The organism is Pseudomonas sp. IPO3747 (assembly GCF_013385245.1).
Lineage (GTDB): Bacteria > Pseudomonadota > Gammaproteobacteria > Pseudomonadales > Pseudomonadaceae > Aquipseudomonas > Aquipseudomonas edaphica.
The window spans coordinates 660,149-681,116 of sequence record NZ_JACAQL010000022.1; the positions used below are offsets into that span (position 1 = coordinate 660,149).

Genomic DNA, 20,968 nt, shown 5'->3' on the forward strand with positions numbered 1-20,968 from the left:
AGTGCGCTCGCCACAGGACTCAGCCCTTTAAGGATGCCGTGTTTGTTTGATTACGAAACCTGCCTGGCGGCGTGTGCCCGTGGCGACCAACGCGCCTTGCGCCAACTCTATGCCGAGGACAGCAGCCGCTTGCTCGGCGTGGCGTTGCGCATTGTGCGTGACAAAGCCCTGGCCGAAGATGTCGTGCATGACGCGTTTATCAAGGTCTGGCGCGGCGCCGGCAGTTTCGACCCAAGCCGTGGTTCGGCGCGGGGCTGGGTGTTCAGCATCACCCGGCACCTGGCGCTCAATGCCGTGCGCAATCACTACCGGGAGGTGGCATTGAGCGACGAACACGAGCAGCTCGCCGCCCCCAATGACAGCTTCGAATTCAGCGCCCGAGAAGGTCAGGTGTACCGCTGCCTGGAACAACTCGACCCGCCCCGTCGCACGTGCATCCTTCACGCCTATGTCGACGGTTATTCCCACAGCGAAATCGCCCGGAAACTGGACACGCCCCTGGGCACCGTCAAAGCCTGGATCAAACGGAGCCTCGTCGCGCTGCGCGAGTGCATGGCATGAGCAACCCACTGGATGAACTCGCCAGCGAATATGTGCTGGGCACCCTGCCCGCCGAGCAACGCGCCGAGGTCGAGCAACGCCTGAAGCATGACAGCGAGTTGCGTGCGGCGGTGGATGCCTGGGAGCAGCGCCTGCTGCCGCTGACCGCCTTGGCCGAACCCGTGCCGCCGTCCGCGCAACTGTGGCGGCGCATCGAACGCAGCACGGCAAATCAGCCAGCCGGCGTGCCTTGGTGGAACCTGCTGGCGCTCTGGCGTGGGTTGGCCGGCGCAGGCCTGGTGACCACACTGGTGTTGGCGGCCCTGCTGTTGACCCGCCCGCCCGTAGCCGATCCGACGTTTGTGGTGGTGTTGGTTGCGCCACAGAACCAGGCACCCGGCTGGGTGATCCAGGCCAGCCATGACCAGCAGATCCAACTGATTCCGTTGGGGGTGATGGAGGTGCCGAGCGACAAAGCCCTGCAATTCTGGACCAAGGGCGATGGCTGGCAGGCTCCGGTGTCATTGGGGCTGGTCAAGCCTGGGCAAACGCTCTCGGTGCCGCTGGACAAGCTGCCGCCGCTCACGCCCAACCAGCTGTTCGAGCTGACCCTGGAAGACCCTCGCGGTTCACCGACCGGCAAGCCGACCGGGCCGATCCAGGCCATCGGCCGCGCGGTCAAAGTGCTCTGATCAACCTGCGCTGGGCAACCACACCCTGAACCGTGCCCCGCCCAGGGGCGAGGCCAGGGCCGTCAATGTACCGCCCTGGGCTTCCATGGCGCGCCGGCTGATCGCCAGGCCAAGGCCAAAGCCGCCAGTGGCGCGGTCGCGGCTGCGGTCCAGGCGATAGAAGGGTTCGAAGATACGCTCGCGCTGTTCCACGGGAATGCCGATGCCGTCATCGTCCACCCATATTTCACAGCCATCGGCACACACCTTGACCCCAACCTGAATGCGCTTGTCGCAATAGCGCGTGGCATTGCGCAACAGGTTCTGCAATGCCCGGGCCGTGAGGCGCGGGTCGAGGCTGAAACGCTCCACCGCGCAGTCAAGCGCCACGTCGATGACGATCTCGGGGTTTTCCAGTTCGTCATCGACGCTGCCCAGCACGCTGTCGATAAACTCGTCGAGCACCACGTCCACCCGCTCCGGCAACTGCGCCGGGTTTTGCAGGCGGCTGTAGGAAAGCAATTCCAGCACCAACTCGTCCAGCTCGCGTATATGCGCCACCAGGCTTTGCAGGCGCTCGCGACTGGCCTGGGGCAAGTCTTCGGACAGCGCCAGGGCCAGGCCGAAGTCCAGGCGCGTCAGCGGCGTGCGCAGTTCATGGGACACCGCGTTGAGCAAGTCTCGCTGCTGGTTGAGCAGGCCTTCGATGTCGTCGGCCATGGTGTCGAACACCGACGCCAGGCTGCCGATGTTGGAGCTGGCGGGAATCTGTGTGCGCTCACTGAGGTTGCCCCGGCCCAATTGCGCGGCGGTGCTTTTCAGGCGCTCCAGGTCACGCCAGTGCGGGCGCAGCCAGAACAGCAGGCAGGCGAGCAAGGCCGCGCCAATCAGCACGTTCATCGACCAGTACAGCAGGTTCATGTCCAGCGGGTCCGGGGGGATGCTCAGTTTCACCGCAAACTGCTGGTTGATCGGCGAACTGATGTCTTCCATCCAGCCCCACTCGCCCAGGCGGATCACCGGCTTGCCGTGCTCCAGCAGTTGCTCCTCCTCGGGGGTATAGCTGGCGTCCTGGCGCAGCAGCAACTTGACTTGCAGCGGCGCGAAATCCCGGTTCAGTTGCTCGGTCACGTGCGACCAATGCTCCACCGGCGCACGCAGATACTGCTTGACGATAAGCTTTTGCAGGCCACGGGTCTGCTCGATGTTGTAGTCCATGTAGCGGTGTTCAAACAGCTGGATCACCAACTTGGGAATCAGGAATATCGCGGCACTGAAGGTAATGATGGTGACCAGGTAGAGGCGCAGCAGTACACGAAACATGGATCAGCATTCCCACTCGGAACGGCTGAACAGGTAGCCCTTGCCCCACACGGTCTTGATCTTGCGCGCTTCGCCTGCGTGGTCGTCGAACTTGCGGCGCAGCTTGGAGATGGCCACGTCCACCGAACGGTCGGTGCCGTTGAACTCGATACCGCGCAAACGCTGCAGGATCTGGTCGCGGCTGAGCACTTCACCGGCGTGCCGGGCCAGCACCACCAGTAGGTTGTACTCGCCGCTGGACAGCTCCACCGCCTGCTCGCGCCAGGTCACGGTGCGCTCCGACAGGTCGATGCACAGGTTGCCCATGACGATCTGGTCGTTGGCCACCTGTGGCTCGGATAAACTGCTGCGGCGCAGCAAGGTGCGTACACGGGCGAGCAGCACACGTGGCTCGCAAGGCTTGGTGACATAATCGTCGGCGCCCATCTCCAGGCCCAGCACCTGATCGTGGCTGTCATCGCGGGCGGTGAGCATCAGAATCGGCAGGCCCGCCGAGTCGGCACGCAGCAGGCGGCACACCTGCAAGCCGTCGAGACCGGGCAGCATCAGGTCGAGGATCACCAGGTCCGGCGGGTTAAGGCGCGCCCGTTCACGCACATGGTCGCCACGGCTGAGCACATTGACGTGGTAGCCATTGCGTTCCAGGTAGCTGGCAATCAGCTCGGAGAGTGCGGCGTCGTCTTCCACCAGGAGGATGTTGGGCATGGTGTTTCCAAATAATACTGTTTGTCGGCGGTACGCAGACCCTTGTGGGAGCGGGCCTGTGTGGGAGCTGGCTTGCCTGCGATAGCATCGCCTCGTTCTCTATGAAAGACCGAGGTGCCTGCATCGCGGGCAAGCCCGGCTCCCACATAAGCCCGGCTCCCACACAGGCCCGGTTTTCACATTTGATCTTTGCTGTTTGCAGGATTGTGCAAGGATATACGCCCTCAAGCGACTATGGGCCGCACCTTACACTTCTTCACACACGGCCTACACAGCTTCACAGCACCACGGCGCAGGTGTCTTTAGGATGCGCCAGTCAATATTGGGATATGAGCATGTCGAAGAATCTGTTTGCGCCATTTTGCCTGCTGGCCCTGACGCTGGCCCTGAGTGGCTGTGGCCAGTCGGCCGATGAAGCGCCAGAGGCGCCACTGGCCAAAGTGCGCATCGAAATCCTGCAGGCCAAGCCTCTCTCGATCACCAGCGAATTGAGCGGGCGTATCGCCGCGCCGCGCATTGCCGAAGTGCGCGCACGGGTCGCCGGCGTGGTCATGCAGCGGGTGTTCAAGGAAGGCCACGACGTAAAACAGGGTGACGTGCTGTTTCGCATCGACCCCGCGCCGTTCAAGGCCGACCTGGACAGCGCCCAGGCCAACCTGAGCAAGGCCGAAGCCAACGCATTCCAGGCGCGCCTGCAGGAGCAGCGCTACAGCCAGTTGGTCGAAGGCAACGCCATCAGCGGCCAGGACTACGACAACGCCCGCGCCGCCGTGCGCCAGACCAACGCCGAAGTCGCCGCCAACAAGGCCGCAGTCGAACGCGCCCGGTTGAACCTGGGCTACGCCACCGTCACCGCACCGATTTCCGGGCGCATCGGCCGTGCGTTGGTGACCGAAGGTGCGCTGGTCGGCCAGAACGAGGCCACGCCGCTGGCAATTATCCAGCAACTGGACCCGATCCACGCCGACCTCACCCAGTCGACCCGCGAACTCAATGACCTGCGCCGCGCCTTCCGCGCCGGCAGCTTGAAGCAGGTCGGCCAGGACCAGGCCAAGGCCACGCTGATCCAGGACGACGGCAGCCTGTACCCGTTGCCGGGCAAGCTGCTGTTTGCGGAAATCAGCGTCGACCCGGGCACCGGGCAGATCATCCTGCGCAGCGAGTTCCCCAACCCGGACCTCGACCTGTTGCCGGGCAGCTTTGTGCGTGTGCGCCTCGAACAGGCCGTGGACAAGCAAGGTATCAGCGTGCCGCAACGCGCCATCACCCGTGACAGCGCCGGCATCCCGATGGTGCTGCTGTTGGACGCCGAGCAGACCGTCAGCCAGCAGCCGGTGGAACTGGGCGCGGTGATCGAGGACCGCTGGATCGTCAGCAGCGGCCTCAAGCCCGGTGACCGTATCGTCGTCGAAGGCCTGCAACACGCGCGCCCCGGTGAAAAAGTCGAGGTGGACGACAGCCCCGCCTCCGGCCAGCCAGTCAAGGAATAACCCGCCATGCCGCAGTTCTTTATTGACCGCCCGATTTTCGCCTGGGTGGTGGCCCTGTTTATCCTGCTGGCCGGCGCGCTCGCCATCCCGCAGTTGCCGGTGGCCCAGTACCCCAACGTTGCGCCGCCGAAAGTGGAGATCTACGCGGTGTACCCCGGCGCCTCGGCCCAGACCCTGGATGAGAGCGTGGTCAGCCTGATCGAGCAGGAGCTTAACGGCGCCGATCACCTGCTGTACTTCGAATCGCAAAGCAGCCTGGGCTCGGCCACCATCACCGCGACCTTCCAGCCAGGCACCAACCCGGAAATGGCCCAGGTGGACGTGCAAAACCGCCTTAAAGCGGTAGAACCGCGCTTGCCGCAAGCCGTGACCCAGCAAGGTTTGCAGGTGGAGAAAGTCTCCGCCGGCTTCCTGCTGTTGGTGACCCTGACCTCCAACGACGGCAAGCTCGACGACGTAGCGCTCAGCGATTACCTGGCGCGCAACGTGATGAACGAACTCAAGCGCCTGGACGGCGTGGGCAAGGCCCAGCTGTATGGTGCCGAACGCGCCATGCGCATCTGGATCGACCCGCAGAAGCTGATCGGTTTCAACCTGACGCCGGCCGACGTGAACGCCGCGATCAGCGCGCAAAACGCTCAGGTCTCGGCAGGCAGCATTGGCGATTTGCCGGGCACCAAGACCCAGGAAATCACCGCCGCAATCCTGGTCAAGGGCCAACTGTCGACCCCGGCGGAATTTGCCGACATCGTGCTCAAGGCCAACCCCGACGGTTCCACCGTGCGCATCGGCGATGTGGCGCGGGTGGAAGTCGGCAGCCAGGAATACCAGTTCTCCACGCGCCTGAATGGCAAGCCGTCGACTGCCGTCAGTGTGCAACTGTCGCCCGGCGCCAACGCGCTGAACACCGCAACCCTGGTGCGGGCAAAGATGGACGAGCTGTCGCGCTACTTCCCGGCCAACGTGGAGTACAAGATCCCTTACGACACGTCGCCGTTCGTCAAAGTATCGATCACCAAGGTGGTCTACACCTTGCTGGAGGCGATGGCACTGGTGTTTGCGGTGATGTTCCTGTTCCTGCAGAACGTGCGCTACACCTTGATCCCCACACTGGTGGTGCCGATTGCACTGATGGGCACCTTCGCCACCATGCTGTTGCTGGGTTTTTCGATCAACGTGCTGACCATGTTCGGCATGGTGCTGGCGATCGGCATCCTGGTGGACGATGCGATTGTGGTGGTCGAAAACGTCGAGCGCATCATGGCCACCGAAGGCCTGTCGCCCAAGGACGCAACGAAAAAAGCCATGGGCCAGATCACTGGCGCCATCGTCGGTATCACGTTGGTGCTGGTGGCGGTGTTCCTGCCGATGGCGTTCATGCCGGGTTCGGTGGGTGTGATCTACCAACAGTTCTCACTGTCGATGGCCACCTCGATCCTGTTCTCGGCGTTCCTGGCCCTGACATTGACGCCGGCGCTGTGCGCCACCTTGCTCAAACCGATTGCCAAGGGCGAGCACCACGCCAAGGGCGGTTTCTTCGGCTGGTTCAACACGCGTTTTGAGCGCCTCACCGACCGCTATGAAGGCTGGGTGGCCTATGCCCTCAAGCGCAGCGGCCGCTACCTGTTGATCTATCTGGTGCTGCTGGTGGGCCTGGGGTGGATGTTCAGTCGCCTGCCCTCCTCATTCCTGCCGGTGGAAGACCAGGGTTACACCATCACCGATATCCAGCTACCGCCGGGCGCGAGCAAGAACCGCACGGTGCAGGTGGCCGAGCAGATCGAAGCGCACAACGCCGGCGAGCCTGGAGTGGGCGATACCACCATGATCATGGGCTTCAGTTTCTCCGGTTCCGGGCAGAACGCGGCGCTGGCGTTTACCACGCTCAAGGATTGGTCGCAGCGCAGCAGCGAAGATTCGGCCTCGGCAATTGCCGAGCGTGCCAACGAAGCGTTCAGCGAGCTTAAGGATGCGATTGCCTACGCGATCCTGCCGCCACCGGTGGACGGCCTGGGCACTTCCAGCGGCTTCGAGTTCCGCTTGCAGGACCGTGGCGGTGTCGGCCATGCCGCGTTGATGCAAGCACGTACCGAGTTGCTGGCGGCCGCCGAAAAAAGCCCAATCCTGGCCAACGTGCGCGAAAGTGCCTTGGCCGAAGCACCGCAAGTGCAGTTGCAAGTGGACCGCAAGCAAGCCAATGCCTTGGGCGTGTCGTTTGCCGATGTGGGTAATGTGCTGTCCTCGGCCATCGGCTCGGCCTATGTCAACGACTTCCCCAACCAGGGCCGCATGCAACGGGTGGTGGTGCAGGCCGAAGGCGACCAACGCAGCCAGGTGGCGGACTTGATGAAAATCAACGTGCGCAATAACGCCGGCAAGATGGTGCCCCTGTCATCCTTTGTTGAAGCCAGCTGGACCCAAGGCCCGGCGCAGCTGACGCGCTACAACGGCTACCCGGCCATCGCCATCAGCGGCGAAGCGGCGCCGGGGCACAGCACCGGTGAGGCCATGGAAGAAATCCAGCGTCTGGTCAGCCAACTGCCGGCGGGCCTGGGCCAGGAATGGACCGGGTTGTCGTTGCAGGAACGTTTGTCCGGCTCCCAGGCGCCGTTGTTGTTGGGCCTGTCGCTGCTGATCGTGTTCCTGTGCCTGGCGGCGCTGTATGAAAGCTGGTCGATACCCACCTCGGTGTTGCTGGTGGTGCCGCTGGGTGTGCTCGGCGCCGTATTGGCGGTGGGCTTGCGTGGCATGCCCAATGACGTGTTCTTCAAGGTCGGTTTGATCACCATCATCGGTTTGTCGGCAAAGAACGCGATTCTGATTATCGAGTTTGCCAAGGACCTGGTTGACCAAGGTGAGGATCTGATCGACGCCACCCTGAAAGCCGCGCGGCTCAGGTTACGGCCGATCATCATGACCTCGCTGGCGTTTATCCTTGGCGTGGTGCCCTTGGCGATTGCCACCGGCGCCAGCTCGGCCAGCCAGCAGGCGATTGGTACAGGCGTGATCGGCGGGATGATCACCGCGACGCTGGCGGTGGTGTTTGTGCCGGTGTTCTTTGTGGTGGTGATGAAGCTGGTGCGCAGACGCAGCGACTAGCATTAAGCGGCAAGTGGCAAGCTTCAAGCGGCAAGTAAGAGCTGGCTTGCCTCTAACTTGCAGCTTGCAGCTTGCCGCTTGCCGCTTGCACCTTGTAGCTTGCAGCAGCGCAACATAAGGTGCTCACAACCTCCCCTGTTGTGAGCACCTATGGCCTTCCTCGCCCGCACCCACCCTCGCCTCTCATCCGCCGCCGTTCTTGGCCTTGCCGTGGGCATTCTGGCGCCGGCCGATACGCTGATCAGCAAAATCCTGATTGGCTGGAACGCCGGGGTCTGGACCTACCTGGCGCTGATGCTGTGGCTTACCAGCCGCTCACGTGCCGATGATGTAAAGCGCATCGCCGAGATCGAGGATGAAAACGCCGGGCTGGTGCTGTTCATGGTGTGCATTGCCGCGATTGCGAGCCTGGCTACCATCACAGTCAACCTGGTAGGCAGCAAAGACCTGGACAGCACGGCGCGCCTGCTGCACTACGGTTTTACCGGCATGACGGTGATTGGTTCATGGTTACTAACCGGGGTGATTTTCAGTGTGCATTACGCCCGCCTGTTCTACACCTGGGAAGGCGACGAGCCGGCGCTGCGCTTTGCCGAAGGGCTGCGTAACCCCAATTACTGGGACTTCCTGTACTTCTCGTTCACCATCGGCGTGGCGGTGCAAACCGCGGATGTGGGGGTTGCTACACGCGCAATGCGCAAAGTCGTTTTGGGCCAGTCGTTGATTGGGTTTCTGTTCAATACGGCGATTCTGGGCTTCTCGATCAATATTGCTGCCGGGCTGTTCAGTTGAACCCTGATATGGCGGCAATCCTGATCTAACCGAAAAAGGCTATTGAAAAGCGCTTTTGCGTTCAAAAAAAAAGCCCTGATCTTTCGATCAGGGCTTTATAGGGCGCCGGTTTATTTAGAACGCATAACGCAGGCCAACATTGACAGCGGCTTTTTGCTTGATTTTGTCACTGGTGCTGGTCTCCAGGTCGACATGCGCCTGCAGGTCCTGGGTAAACGACACCGCCACACCGGCACCGTACTTGGTGCGCGAGCCCGACAAATCATTGTTGAAGGTCTGGTTGTTGACCGTGACCTTATTGTTGTTGGCAAACTCGTGGACCATTGCCGCACGCAGGTAAGGCTTGATCAGCGTGCCATCATCGAGTTGGAACTCATGACCAACGGTCGCACCGGCCTCGGCGGTCCTTGAGCGGGTGCGCTCACCGTCCACTTGCAAACCGTTTTTCAGGCTGTACGTGCCACCCTGGACCACAATGGTCGACAGTCGGCCGTAAGGTTCAATAAAGGAACTCTCACCGAACTTGATATGACGGCCGAGTTCAGCCGATACACCACCGCCTACGTTGTTGTAGCCACCCTTGGTCGACGTGTTGTCACTGAGTGTTGCCTTGGCCTGGTTCTGGAACCGGTTGGCTTTGGCCACGGCATCAAAATAGAAACCGCTTTCTTCGTCCATCCAGGTGGCATAGGTACCCAGGAAGTAGCTCTTGACGGTACCGGCAGCGCCGCGAGCCGGGTTTACGTCAGAGTTACTGTGGCCGCCAAATACACCCACCTTCCATTGGCTGTCGCCCAGCGGCGTATCAGCACCGATGGAAAAACCTCGCAGGTTCTGCGAGTAGCCGGTGCCCGAACTCTGGGACACATCATATTGACTGCCGATACCACGGACCCAAAGACCGGTGCTTTTCGAGTAACGCAACTCACCCATACGTTGGCGCAATGAGCCCTCTTCGGCGGTCATGATGGTCACCGGGGTGTTGAACAATGCCGTCACCACGCGGGCACTGCGGCTGATCACACGGGTTTGCGTGTCCAGAAACCAGTCATTGCCTTCCTGTTTCAGGTTATAGGCATAGGCACCCATGTCGACCGGGCCGCCCTCCAGGGAGAACGCCGCGTCACCGCCGCCGGTGTGCACAACCTGGGTTTTGACCAGTTCGCTGCCGCTGGCTGCGAGTGCCAGGCTGTGGTTGCCCGTGGCTTCGCCGGTGACATTGATAAAGTCGGTTTTGCCTTGGTCGAAATCGGTGCCCATGACAAAGGTGCCGTTACCCGAAAGCGTCTGAAGGTTCAGTTGGTAAAACTCATTCGCCGCGCCCATGGTCACCGTACCACCGGCCATGTTCAGTGCGCCCACCTGGCTGTCACCGGTCATGTTCCAGTTGGAAGCATTGCCTACGCTCAGGGTGGAGACGTTCTGCAACTGGCCCGTCAGCTCGGCGTTGTTTTGCAGGTTCAAATGCACGGTGCTGGTGGCATCGGCGATTACATTACCGGCCAGGTTTCGGCTGTTATCCACATTCATCGTTGCCGTGGCACCGCCAGACACCGACAGTAGATTGCCATTACCGCCTTTCAACGTAGAACCGTTGAGTACATCGATAGACACCACTGGCACTCGATTTGGCGTGCCCCTGACCGAGATGGCCGAACCGCTGCGACCCTCAACCACGGACTGGTCCAAAACCAGTTTGCCATCCGTCAGGTCCCCCCGATTACGGGTGAACGACACGCCATGACCATTGCCGATGATAGTACTTTGCGTGGCAGTCGCCGTGGCACCTGCGAGGGAGAGCCCAAAGGCCCCTACTCCCGTGCCCTGCACCAGCGAGTTTTGTTTAAAGTGTAACTGACTGCCGGTGAATGCTTCCGCACCGCCGATAGCGCCACTGATCGTAGAGTTGCTGACCTCAGCGGACGAGCCGCTCGAAGTGCCTACAAAACCAAACGCCTGCAACCCTACGCCGCTGGTATTGGTGAGGGTACTGTTATTAATAACCGCCTTACTGCTGTCCAGCCGCACGGCGCCGTATAGGGAATCGCTCGAAGTAACACGTGCAGCGTCCATGTTTACTGTGGAGCCCTGCACAGCATGTACACTATTCGCCATACTGCCGCTGTTCATGTTCAACGTGGAATTTGAAAGGTTGATCGTGGTGGCTGTTGCACGGTTCATCGTCAACGCTGATTGGCCCGACAATTGCCAATCCGTTGTTTGCTCAGTTGCGTCAATGGTTCTTTGCTCACCGCTACCTATCACAACCGCCTGAGCTTGCCCCTGCATCGCGGCAAACAAACAGAATGTAATGGTGGGGACTTTCATCATTGCACTCAAGGGTTTGAGTTCGAACGTGTTCAGTGCCGACATGGTCAATCACTCTTTTGGTAAGGCCTACAAAAGCGGTTCGGCTCACTTCCTGAAAGTGACGCCTTACCTGTGCGGCACGTAGAGTAAGTATTAAACACTCACTCTTATGTAGGATTAATCTGCAACCTATTGGTAAGTAGGCAGCACTTTGGGTCATCCAATCGGTAGGGCACTGTCAGGGAACCCCCCTCTCAGAGTGAGAGGGGAACCCTGCAGCGTATCAATGACGCCTCTAAGGGACGATGATTGGTCCCACGTTATCGCACCGTGTGAAACTCAACGTCGTACGTACGTTAACGCCCGCGGTACCACGCCCCAGCGTGCCGTTGTTCAGCGGCACGGTGTAAGTCGCCTCCGCACGCCCTACTTGGGCATGTTCAAGGAAACCCGCGTAGGGAATCCGGAAGATATGGCCGTTATCTCTAATGGTAGGGGTAACGAGTACGTTGAAACTTTGCGTTTGGTCAAAAAGCCGAGGTGTGCCCGTGCGAGGTCTGAACACCTGCAGTACCAAGGTCAGTAGCTGACCAACCACCATTCTCGGGTCCGGATCCACAGCTACCCTGCCTTCCCAGTTTGTCGGCGCCGGTGCTACTAACGCTTGGCAGGCCCATTGACCAAACGGCCCCCCCGTCGCATTGACATATTTAGCCGCCGGCAGGGGTGTAGTTACCGCATCCCGCACGTCAACCTCTCTAGGTAACGCGCGATTGAGGTTAGTGGCAGACGTTGGCGTTGCCGTTGGTGATACGACATAGCTGATGTTATGTTTGCCATTGCCCAGTTTTTGAAAGACACTCCAGTCGATGTCCCAGGTGACAAAGTCTCCAGGTATCTCATTGCTTATTTCCTTAGCGGGCGCGATGAACGTACCGTCAGGGTTGACAAGGATAAGAAACATGCCTGGCGCCGGCAGTTCAGCAGGGTCAGAGGTTCGCCATAACTCGACCGTAACGGTGACCGGCTTGCCAGCCTGTGCAAACTCCATTATGTTCGGTGCCGCCGCGTCGGTCCCAAGGAACGATGCAGGAATCAGTCGGGTATTGATACTGCCTGGTATTCCCGGATTGCTCGGCCCCGTCACACTAAAGTCCACTCTGAACGGCGTGGTCGGGCCGGGGACAGTGTCACCATTTTTGCGTATTTCATAGGCGATACCGACCGATTTCGGACCTTTTGCATTGGCATAGTCCGCTACAGCCAGGGGGCTCAGAAAGGCCTGATCCAACGTGATTGGAACCGAGAGAACGCGAGACCATGGGCTCCAAGCTCCATTGTTGTATCGAACCCGAAACTCGTCCTTGGTAGTGTCAACGTTCGTATAGGTCGGTATTTCGCCCGTTGGGCCTGATTTCAAGTCTTCAATAGTGACCAAGTCATCAACGAGGTCTGGCGCCTGGTGAATGATAATCGGCTGTAAATTTTCGGGTGCCGGATCCAGCGCGATCGTGAAGGTAATCGAAGGCGCAGAGACCAAACTTGCATTGCCCTGCGAGTCCCTGATTTGGTAAGTAAAGAAGCACGGCCCCCCTTGCGTAATCTCATTGGCGAGCACTGTCAGCATGTTGCCGGTTTGGGCCATGGGCCGGGGTGGAGTCTGCCGGGCTACTTCTGTGGCTGTCACGGGGGTGCCGTGGTTATAGAAGAAGGTCAGCTCATCTCCTGGCTTCCAAGCCCCGAGGCCCGTCGTTACGTTGTCAGGAATAGAGAATGGCAAATTGAACTGCGTCAGTTGTGCCAGACTAATAACCTGGCCCGGCGGAAAGGCCCCCGTGTATTGCGGCGCAGGTGGCTGAACCCTTAAATAGGGTGGATCCAAGTCTATTTTATACGTCGAAATGGGTGAGGACTGGCCGAGAGAACCAGGCCTGTCTACGGAGCCTGGAATAGTTGGATCCGCCCCCTCATTCTGGTGCAAGTCAAAACGTACTTGAAAATCACCCGACTGCTGCACTCCCGAGCTCGTAACGACAGGAATACTCGCCGAAAATTTGTCACCTGGGGCGTTGATTACAAATTGCACTTGAGCCACTAACGTCCATGAGTCAGGCAAGTCATTAATGACGTCTCTTCGATAGACTCGAACCCAGTCACCCGCGTCTGAACCTGGGCCGGAAGTGATGATCAACACCACAGGCTTGTTCCCGTCAGCCGCTGAAATATACCCTGTTACAGGGTCTACTCCTTGGATTTCGGGAGCAACTGCTCCAGGGCTGGGATCTGCCTTTACCGTAATTTTTTTACCGATCATGTCCTATTCTCCATCCGCAATTATATTTTTACCGAATAAAACCAAACGACCAGGGACCTCTGGATACTGAAGCCCTCACGCCACTTACCTCACTGCCACCTACACTTCGATCTTCATGAATGGGTTTATGCAACGCTAGGCCGGCCCACAATACTTCCCAGTCGGATATTTAAGGTCAACTTGCACATACCCGACTTTCGATACGCCTTTTAATCCGTGGTTTCGAAAAACACTATATTTCGCAGAGGCGCCGGCATAGTCCCTCAGCGGTTTGATTATGTTTTGATAATCTGTAATTTCAAAAGTATGGGACATTTGATTGACGCCCCACGTATGACTCAGGATAAGAGCTGTCGACGCTATCGGGTTGCGATCCGGGTAATTAGCGTACCCCTGGAACGACAGCGTACACACATCCCCTGGGGCTATACCGACTCCGGGCGTCACCTGAATCTGAAATACCTCCCAGGGAAGCGGGATCGATTTGCCGTCGGGGCCAAAGCCAGGTGTGCAACTAATAATTTTATTAGGATGATTTATATTTTGAGGGAACGTGGGTTTTGGAAAACTTATAGGCGGCGTGATGGTTACGACAACACTTTGATTACCCGATTGTTGCTCGTTAACGCCGTTGGTGCTCACGTAATACACGGGGGCAGTCGTATTACCACCGCCCTGTATGATCGACCAGCTAATGCGATTGTCAAAAACGATAAGGGCGCCAGCGGTGTCACCCAACTTGACGGTATAGGTTGCCACCGGCGCTGCCTGCCCCGGCCAGTACAGCAACAACATGTCACCGACTTGCGGGTTACCGGACAGGCGCGCTTCCACTCTGACAGCGTCGATACTGTCGCGACTGTCCAGTTTATTGGCTGTATTGGACACCGCGCCATAGAGATTGGCCAAGTCCAACAGTGGGTTAAGTAACGCTGGCGCCTGATTGTGATCGCGGCCGAATACCGTGAAATCCATATTGAGCAATTTCAGCGGAGACAGCGTCCCAGGGCCCACCGTGTCGGAAGCACGTCTAATGTAATAGCGAAACGGCACCTTGTCCTTTCGCTGCAGGTCGGAGCCGTTGGCAATCAGCTGCTGCCAGGTCAAGGTTCCGGTAAACGGAAATGAAGTGACAGGTATCGGCGGAAGTTTAACACCCGCCAATTCAGGGATACAGAGATCCCCAGGTATAAAATTGGTGTAGCTGCTGATGCCAAACGAGACGATATTACGCGCATCGTCACGTTTGATGAGTTGATCAAAATCAAACGCAGGCACCGTAGGCACGGGCAAATTGCCGGGCAGTGGCGTTAGACTCAGCAAGACACTTCCGGGCGTGGAAAGTTGACTGATGTTACCCCCCTCATCCTTGACCCGGTACACCGCAAACAATTCTTGCGCACCTGAAAACTTGCGAAATTCCGACACCAGCACCTTCAAAATAATTGCGCCTGCAATAGCAACTATTTTTTCAACGTGAATCGGTAAGCCAGTCGGATTTGAATTGCTGCTCATAAACCACAGAAATATTTCGTCAAGCGTGGCGCGAACCTTATAATCGCCCGGCACCACGACATCCAGTGTCAAATTATTATCCAGATCAGGATTAGTAATAACTGCACTTGAAAACACCGGCGCCTTAAGCACCTCGCCTTTACCCGGCGCACTGCGGTCGATAATAATCCTGACTGGGGGCGAGAAATTGGCCACCGGTGCGTCGGGCTGGTCAATGTGTATGCGATAAGAAAGATTGAAGACACCGTCATTCATCAGCAAACTGCTAGGAATATACGTCGGCAGTGGAAAGTCGCCGGGAAACAACTCTCCCACGACCGGTATCGGTTCAACGTAAACAGGCAGCGCTAATCCCTCCTGATGCAAAACATGAACAATATAATCAACGGCCCCCGGCTTGGTCAGTTCAATCCATGGGCCGGGTATCCATACGAGAAGATCATCATCCAATAAGCGTTTTGGAATCACACCACTTGCCAATCGTCCCTCAACGATTGGCAAGGGGGCTTGAGGCACGGCGGTCACAACTGTGCCGTCGGGCAAACCTGTGGCGCTATTGGTTTGAACATTGCTATTAGTTGGGGGGGGGCTCATATCATTCTCCGTAACAGCAACATTACGCCGGTCACTGGTTTTTATTGAAGGCTGTGACGTTGATTGAATACCCGTTAGTAACTTCCCGATACTGTCAGAACTAACAGGTCTTACCGCCATTCGTCGGTTGCACGCGCGAATGAGCGCTTGCCGCGCGCTGAATGACACTTGACGTTGTTTCGTGAATGAGGTCTCCTGAAACCGGTTTCAGAACGTCACCACCTCCAATAAGAAAGGCCTGCCACCGTGACTCCTTTTTCCGCCGCCCAGCGCAGCCGCGTGACCATGCTCGACGTCGCCGAACGCGCCGGCGTGTCCAAAGCCAGCGTGTCGCGCTTTATCGGCGAGGACCGCGCCCTGCTCTCCGACGCCATTGCCTTGCGCATCGAACAGGCGATCAGCGAACTCGGTTACCGCCCCAACCAGATGGCGCGCGGTTTGAAACGCGGCCGCACGCGCCTGATCGGCATGCTGGTGGCCGATATCCGCAACCCCTACTCCATTGCCGTGATGCACGGCGTCGAAACCGCCTGCCGCCAGCATGGCTACAGCCTGGTGGTGTGCAACACCGACCGCGATGACGAGCAAGAGCGCCAGCACCTTGCGGCGCTGCGTTCGTACAACATCGAAGGGTTGATCGTGAACACCCTTGGCCACCACCTTGACCAACTGCTGGAGTTGCAGCGCGAAATGCCCCTGGTGCTGGTGGACCGCAAGGTCGAGCCGTTGCACAGCGATATGGTCGGCCTGGATAACCCTGCGGCGGTGCGTGTTGCCGTGCAGCACCTGGCACAGCAGGGTTATCGCGACCTGTTGCTGGTGAGCGAAAAGGCCGATGGCACCAGTTCACGCCTGGAGCGTCAGGCGAGTTTCAATGCCGAGATTGCGGCACGCCCAGGGTTGACCGGCGCCGTGCTGGAACTCGATGGCACGCTGGAAAACCGCCTGCACAGCTTTCTTGCCAAGCCAGGTCCCAAGGCGTTGTTCTGCGCCAATGGTGTGGCTGCGCTGGCCTGCACCCACGCACTCAAAACGCTGGGCTGCACGCTGTTTGATGATGTTGGCCTGATCGCCCTGGATGACCTCGACTGGTACCCGCTAGTGGGCAACGGCATCACCGCCCTCGCCCAACCCACCGACGCGATTGGCGCCAGCGCCTTTGACTGCCTGCTTAAACGCTTGCGCGGCGATGACGCACCACCGCGTACCCTGGATTTTTTGCCCGAACTGATCGTCCGTGGCTCCACCCAATCCCTTGTGGGAGCTGGCTTGCCTGCGATGGCGGTCTGTCAGGCGAAGCCGTAGTCGCCTGACACACCGCCATCGCAGGCAAGCCAGCTCCCACATTGGTTTTTCGTATAAAAATGAAACCGGTTTCAGAGGTACATAACAATGCATAAATACCCCGTTTCCATCAGCCTATCCAGCTACGGTGCCGACCTGGTACGCACGCTTGGCCAATTGAGTTTTGTCGAACTGCTCAGTGCCGCCGGCGCCCAGCGCATCGAGTGGCGCGAAGAACTGCTGACCACCGAACAACCCACCGACCTCGCCCAGGCCGCTGCCGAAAACGGCCTGGAATCGGTGTACTCATCGCCCCTAGAACTTTGGATCGCCGGGCGCGCCCAGCCCAACGCTGAACTCAGTGCAACCCTGGACCGCGCCCAAGCCTTTGGCTCGCGCTGGCTGAAGGTTTCCCTCGGTTATTTCACCGACACCAACGACCTGCAAAGCCTGCACGCCCTGCTCAACCGCCACCCGGTCAAACTCCTGGTGGAGAACGACCAGACCCTGCACGGTGGGCGCATCGAGCCGATGCAACGCTTCTTCACTGAGGTGGAACGCCTGGGCTTGCCGGTGAAAATGACCTTCGACATCGGCAACTGGCAGTGGCAGGACCAATCCGCGCTCACTGCCGCGCGGCTGTTGGGCCGCCATGTGGATTACCTGCACTGCAAGGCCGTGGCGCGTCGCCCGGACGGCAAGCTGGTGGCCTTGCCGCCCGGCGCTACCGACCTGCATCTGTGGGAACAACTGCTCAAACATATGACTCAAGGTATTACCCGGGCCGTGGAATTCCCGTTGCAAGGCGATGACCTGGTTGCAGTCACCGCACAGCAGGTCGCCGCCCTCGCCCTCCTTGGCCAGCCCCGCGCGGAGAATGCCCATGTCTGAGATCGATATCCTTTCGTTTGGTGAAACCATGGCGATGTTTGTCGCCGAACAGACCGGCGACCTGGCCCAGGTGGCGCAGTTTCACAAGCGCATTGCCGGGGCCGACAGCAATGTCGCCATCGGCCTGTCGCGCCTGGGTTTCAATGTGACGTGGCTAAGCCGTGTCGGCGACGATTCCCTGGGGCGCTTTGTGGTCGACACGCTGAAGAACGAAGGCCTGGATTGTCGGCATGTGGCGGTCGACCCGCTGCACCCGACCGGCTTTCAATTCAAGTCCCGCGAAGAAGCCGGCGCCGACCCGCAGGTGGAGTACTTCCGTAAAGGCTCGGCGGCCAGCCACTTGTCGATTGCCGCGATCAGCCCCGCCTTGCTGCAAGCGCGTCACCTGCACGCCACCGGCATCCCGCCCGCCTTGTCCGCGGCCACCCGCGAGCTGTCCGTGGAACTGATGACGCAGATGCGCAAGGCCGGGCGCAGCGTGTCGTTCGACCCGAACCTGCGCCCGTCGTTATGGGCCAGCCAAGCGCAGATGGTCGGCGAAATCAACGCCCTCGCCGCCCTGGCTGATTGGGTGTTGCCGGGCCTGGGCGAAGGCCGCCTGCTCACCGGCTTTGACGACCCGGCCGACATCGCCGCGTTCTACCTCGACCAGGGCGCCGAAGCCGTGGCAATCAAGCTGGGCGCGGACGGCGCCTACTACCGCACCCACATGGACCAAGGCTTTATTGCCGCCGTGCCGGTGGAAACCGTCGTGGATACCGTGGGTGCCGGTGATGGTTTTGCCGTCGGCATGATCAGCGCCCTGCTCGAAAACCTGAGCTTCCCCGAGGCGGTACAGCGCGGCAACTGGATCGGCAGCCGCGCCGTGCAAAGCCGGGGTGATATGGAAGGTTTGCCCACCCGCTCTGAATTACCCAGCCGATCTGTTGCATGACCCACTCCCTGTTGCCACAACTACAACAAGCTCAGGAGCAACCCCATGGAAACTGTGAAACTCGCCACCCGCCGCTGGTGGTACATCATGCCTATCGTGTTCATCACCTACAGCCTGGCATACCTGGATCGTGCCAACTACGGCTTCGCCGCTGCCTCCGGCATGGCCGAAGACCTGATGATCACCCCCGGCATGTCGTCGTTGCTGGGCGCGCTGTTTTTTCTTGGCTACTTTTTCTTCCAGGTGCCAGGTGCGATCTACGCGCAAAAACGCAGCGTTAAAAAGCTGATTTTCGTCAGCCTGATTCTGTGGGGCAGCCTGGCCACACTGACCGGCGTGGTCTCCAACGCTTATATGCTGATCGCCATTCGCTTCATGCTCGGCGTGGTTGAAGCCGCGGTGATGCCGGCGATGCTGGTGTACCTGTGCCACTGGTTTACCCGAGCCGAACGCTCACGGGCCAACACCTTCCTGATCCTCGGCAACCCGGTCACCATGATGTGGATGTCGGTGGTCTCGGGCTATCTGGTGCAGCACTTCAGCTGGCGCTGGATGTTTATCATCGAAGGCCTGCCGGCGGTGATCTGGGCGTTTATCTGGTGGAAGCTGGCGGATGAAAAACCCGCCGACGCCAAGTGGCTGAGCAAGCAGCATAAACAAGACCTGCAAAGCGCCCTGGCCGCCGAACAGGTCGGGATCAAGGCGGTGAAGAACTACGCCGAAGCCTTTCGTTCGCCCAAGGTGATCATCCTGGCGCTGCAGTTTTTTTGCTGGAGCATCGGCGTGTATGGCTTCGTGTTGTGGCTGCCGTCGATCCTCAAGGCCGGCTTGCAGATGGACATGGTCGAAGCCGGTTGGCTGTCGGCTCTTCCCTACCTGGCAGCGGTGATCGGCATGCTGGCGGTGTCGTGGGGCTCGGACAAGCTGCAAAAACGTAAACGTTTTGTGTGGCCGCCGCTGCTGATCGCGTCTATTGCGTTTTACGCGTCCTACGCGCTCGGCGCTGAGCACTTCTGGTGGTCCTACACCCTGCTGGTCATCGCCGGGGCCTGCATGTATGCGCCCTATGGTCCGTTCTTTGCCATCGTCCCGGAAATCCTCCCGGCCAACGTCGCTGGCGGCGCCATGGCGCTGATCAACAGCATGGGCGCGCTCGGTTCGTTCGGCGGTTCGTACCTGGTCGGTTACCTCAATAGCAGCACCGGCTCACCCGGCGCCTCGTACTTGCTGATGAGCGGGGCGCTGATGTTTGCCGTGGTGCTGACGATTTTCCTCAAGCCCGGCGCCAGTGATCGCGTGCCGGTGCCAACCCTGGAGTTGAAGGTAAAAACCTCATGAAAAAGTCTGTGGTCCTGTACAAAAAACTCTCCGCGCCATTGATGGCCCGCCTGCACGAACACGTCGACGTGACCCTGATTGACGCCCTCGACGAACCCGGCCTCGCCCGGCTGCGTGACGCCTTGCCTGGTGCCCACGGTTTGTTGGGTGCCAGCCTGCGCCTGGATGCCAGGCTGCTCGACCTGGCGCCCAAGCTCGAAGCGGTGGCCAGTGTGTCGGTGGGCGTCGACAACTACGACATCGACTACCTGACCCAACGCGGCATCCTGCTCAGCAATACGCCGGATGTGCTTACCGAAACCACGGCGGATACCGGCTTCGCGCTGATCCTGGCCACCGCTCGCCGGGTGGTCGAGCTGGCCGATATGGTGCGTGCCGGGCAGTGGAGCAAGAACATCGGCCCGGCGCATTTTGGCACCGATGTGCATGGCAAGACCCTGGGCATTATCGGCATGGGGCGCATCGGCGAAGCCCTGGCTCAGCGTGGGCATTTCGGTTTTGGTATGCCGGTGATTTACCACAGTCATTCGCCAAAACCGCGGGTAGAGGAGCGCTTTGGGGCGCAGTTTCGTAGCTTGCCGGAGTTGTTGCAGCAGGCTGACTTTGTGTGCCTGACCTTGCCACTCACGGCTGAAACCGAAAAGCTGATTGGCGCGCGTGAGTTTGCGTTGATGGGGCCGGAGACGATTTTTATCAATATCTCGCGTGGCAAGGTGGTGGATGAGGCGGCGCTGGTTGAGGCGCTGCAACAACGCACGATTCGGGCGGCGGGGTTGGATGTGTTTGAGCGCGAGCCCTTGAGTCATGACTCGCCGTTGTTGCGTTTGAACAATGTGGTGGCTACACCGCATATCGGTTCGGCGACCCACGAGACGCGGGAGGCGATGGCCGCTTGCGCGGTGGAAAATTTGCTGATGGCGCTGGCTGGGGAGCGGCCGGACAATCTGGTTAATCCGAGTGTGTATGCTTGAGCTTGCGGTGGGTCCGTTGGCGGGTTCGGTGACTGGCGTCGCTGCTGTGTACATATCCGTTGCTGCGGTAACGGCCACTTAGGGTTCCGCCCTTACGGCGGCTCACTTTTGGAAAGACCCAAAAGTAAGCAAAAGGTCTTCGCCCCAACACTCGGTGCCTCGCTATGGCTCGGCATGCCCGCAATCCGCCAGTGATT

At 59.5% G+C, this 20,968-nt stretch carries 16 protein-coding genes; 11 read left to right on the forward strand and 5 right to left on the reverse strand.

The annotated features are described in order from the left end of the window. The first annotated feature begins 33 nt into the window (after positions 1-33). Together HX790_RS24405 and HX790_RS24410 are read left to right on the forward strand one after the other, a co-directional pair. The gene (locus HX790_RS24405; protein WP_026013523.1) at positions 34-561 is read left to right on the forward strand and encodes a sigma-70 family RNA polymerase sigma factor; all 528 of its coding nucleotides are present in this window, start codon (positions 34-36) and stop codon (positions 559-561) included. Further along, the gene (locus HX790_RS24410) at positions 558-1,232 is read left to right on the forward strand and encodes an anti-sigma factor domain-containing protein (RefSeq protein WP_176992304.1); all 675 of its coding nucleotides are present in this window, start codon (positions 558-560) and stop codon (positions 1,230-1,232) included. Before HX790_RS24405 ends, HX790_RS24410 begins: the two co-directional genes overlap by 4 nt. On the opposite strand, the gene HX790_RS24415 is transcribed toward HX790_RS24410, so the two are convergent. Both HX790_RS24415 and HX790_RS24420 read right to left on the reverse strand, forming a co-directional pair. Beyond that, positions 1,233-2,534: an ATP-binding protein gene (locus tag HX790_RS24415; RefSeq protein WP_099548239.1), complete on the reverse strand. Its 1,302-nt coding sequence runs from the start codon at positions 2,532-2,534 to the stop codon at positions 1,233-1,235. A gap of 3 nt (positions 2,535-2,537) precedes the next feature. Next, positions 2,538-3,239 carry a response regulator transcription factor gene (locus HX790_RS24420; protein ID WP_017135033.1) on the reverse strand — a complete coding sequence of 234 codons (702 nt, stop codon included), beginning with the start codon at positions 3,237-3,239 and terminating at the stop codon, positions 2,538-2,540. A 335-nt stretch (positions 3,240-3,574) separates the two neighbouring features. Here HX790_RS24420 and HX790_RS24425 point away from each other — a divergent pair, with 335 nt between their 5' ends. From HX790_RS24425 to HX790_RS24435, 3 genes are all read left to right on the forward strand, one after another. After that, entirely contained in the window at positions 3,575-4,729 is a 1,155-nt protein-coding gene (locus HX790_RS24425; protein ID WP_176992305.1) for an efflux RND transporter periplasmic adaptor subunit, read from the forward strand. A gap of 6 nt (positions 4,730-4,735) precedes the next feature. Beyond that, complete coding sequence (locus HX790_RS24430) at positions 4,736-7,828, forward strand: efflux RND transporter permease subunit (RefSeq protein WP_176992306.1); 3,093 nt, start codon at positions 4,736-4,738, stop codon at positions 7,826-7,828. Positions 7,829-7,978: 150 nt separating this feature from the next. Continuing rightward, the gene (locus HX790_RS24435) at positions 7,979-8,620 is read left to right on the forward strand and encodes a DUF1345 domain-containing protein (protein WP_017135030.1); all 642 of its coding nucleotides are present in this window, start codon (positions 7,979-7,981) and stop codon (positions 8,618-8,620) included. A gap of 114 nt (positions 8,621-8,734) precedes the next feature. Here HX790_RS24435 and HX790_RS29655 read toward each other — a convergent pair whose 3' ends face one another. Continuing rightward, positions 8,735-10,234: an autotransporter outer membrane beta-barrel domain-containing protein gene (locus tag HX790_RS29655; protein WP_225933051.1), complete on the reverse strand. Its 1,500-nt coding sequence runs from the start codon at positions 10,232-10,234 to the stop codon at positions 8,735-8,737. Positions 10,235-10,934: 700 nt separating this feature from the next. On the opposite strand from HX790_RS29655, the gene HX790_RS24445 reads away from it, so the two are divergent. Further along, on the forward strand, positions 10,935-11,075 hold the full coding sequence (locus HX790_RS24445) for a hypothetical protein (RefSeq protein WP_158235122.1): 141 nt from the start codon (positions 10,935-10,937) through the stop codon (positions 11,073-11,075). Positions 11,076-11,225: 150 nt separating this feature from the next. Here the strand turns inward: HX790_RS24445 and HX790_RS24450 are convergent, their stop codons facing one another. Continuing rightward, positions 11,226-13,244 carry a hypothetical protein gene (locus tag HX790_RS24450; RefSeq protein WP_176992307.1) on the reverse strand — a complete coding sequence of 673 codons (2,019 nt, stop codon included), beginning with the start codon at positions 13,242-13,244 and terminating at the stop codon, positions 11,226-11,228. Positions 13,245-13,379: 135 nt separating this feature from the next. Then, on the reverse strand, positions 13,380-15,353 hold the full coding sequence (locus HX790_RS24455; RefSeq protein WP_099548231.1) for a hypothetical protein: 1,974 nt from the start codon (positions 15,351-15,353) through the stop codon (positions 13,380-13,382). Positions 15,354-15,599: 246 nt separating this feature from the next. Here HX790_RS24455 and HX790_RS24460 point away from each other — a divergent pair, with 246 nt between their 5' ends. The 5 genes from HX790_RS24460 (at position 15,600) to HX790_RS24480 (ending at position 20,771) form a co-directional block, all read left to right on the forward strand. Beyond that, the gene (locus tag HX790_RS24460; RefSeq protein WP_170038455.1) at positions 15,600-16,658 is read left to right on the forward strand and encodes a LacI family DNA-binding transcriptional regulator; all 1,059 of its coding nucleotides are present in this window, start codon (positions 15,600-15,602) and stop codon (positions 16,656-16,658) included. A gap of 87 nt (positions 16,659-16,745) precedes the next feature. Further along, complete coding sequence (locus tag HX790_RS24465) at positions 16,746-17,528, forward strand: sugar phosphate isomerase/epimerase (protein ID WP_176992308.1); 783 nt, start codon at positions 16,746-16,748, stop codon at positions 17,526-17,528. After that, positions 17,521-18,462, forward strand: coding sequence for a sugar kinase (locus tag HX790_RS24470; RefSeq protein ID WP_170038457.1), 942 nt, complete (start codon positions 17,521-17,523; stop codon positions 18,460-18,462). The genes HX790_RS24465 and HX790_RS24470 overlap by 8 nt, the downstream gene beginning before the upstream one ends. 45 nt (positions 18,463-18,507) lie before the next feature. Continuing rightward, positions 18,508-19,800: an MFS transporter gene (locus tag HX790_RS24475; RefSeq protein WP_176992309.1), complete on the forward strand. Its 1,293-nt coding sequence runs from the start codon at positions 18,508-18,510 to the stop codon at positions 19,798-19,800. Further along, positions 19,797-20,771 carry an NAD(P)-dependent oxidoreductase gene (locus tag HX790_RS24480; RefSeq protein ID WP_176992310.1) on the forward strand — a complete coding sequence of 325 codons (975 nt, stop codon included), beginning with the start codon at positions 19,797-19,799 and terminating at the stop codon, positions 20,769-20,771. The genes HX790_RS24475 and HX790_RS24480 overlap by 4 nt, the downstream gene beginning before the upstream one ends. Positions 20,772-20,968: the final 197 nt, after the last annotated feature.

Bases quoted from the DNA above. Each gene is read 5' to 3' on its own strand.
- HX790_RS24405 (WP_026013523.1), top strand. From the start codon at position 34: ATGCCGTGTTTGTTTGATTACGAAACCTGCCTGGCGGCGTGTGCCCGT.
- HX790_RS24410 (WP_176992304.1), top strand. From the start codon at position 558: ATGAGCAACCCACTGGATGAACTCGCCAGCGAATATGTGCTGGGCACC.
- HX790_RS24415 (WP_099548239.1), bottom strand. From the start codon at position 2,534: ATGTTTCGTGTACTGCTGCGCCTCTACCTGGTCACCATCATTACCTTC.
- HX790_RS24420 (WP_017135033.1), bottom strand. From the start codon at position 3,239: ATGCCCAACATCCTCCTGGTGGAAGACGACGCCGCACTCTCCGAGCTG.
- HX790_RS24425 (WP_176992305.1), top strand. From the start codon at position 3,575: ATGTCGAAGAATCTGTTTGCGCCATTTTGCCTGCTGGCCCTGACGCTG.
- HX790_RS24430 (WP_176992306.1), top strand. From the start codon at position 4,736: ATGCCGCAGTTCTTTATTGACCGCCCGATTTTCGCCTGGGTGGTGGCC.
- HX790_RS24435 (WP_017135030.1), top strand. From the start codon at position 7,979: ATGGCCTTCCTCGCCCGCACCCACCCTCGCCTCTCATCCGCCGCCGTT.
- HX790_RS24450 (WP_176992307.1), bottom strand. From the start codon at position 13,244: ATGATCGGTAAAAAAATTACGGTAAAGGCAGATCCCAGCCCTGGAGCA.
- HX790_RS24455 (WP_099548231.1), bottom strand. From the start codon at position 15,353: ATGAGCCCCCCCCCAACTAATAGCAATGTTCAAACCAATAGCGCCACA.
- HX790_RS24465 (WP_176992308.1), top strand. From the start codon at position 16,746: ATGCATAAATACCCCGTTTCCATCAGCCTATCCAGCTACGGTGCCGAC.
- HX790_RS24470 (WP_170038457.1), top strand. From the start codon at position 17,521: ATGTCTGAGATCGATATCCTTTCGTTTGGTGAAACCATGGCGATGTTT.
- HX790_RS24475 (WP_176992309.1), top strand. From the start codon at position 18,508: ATGGAAACTGTGAAACTCGCCACCCGCCGCTGGTGGTACATCATGCCT.
- HX790_RS24480 (WP_176992310.1), top strand. From the start codon at position 19,797: ATGAAAAAGTCTGTGGTCCTGTACAAAAAACTCTCCGCGCCATTGATG.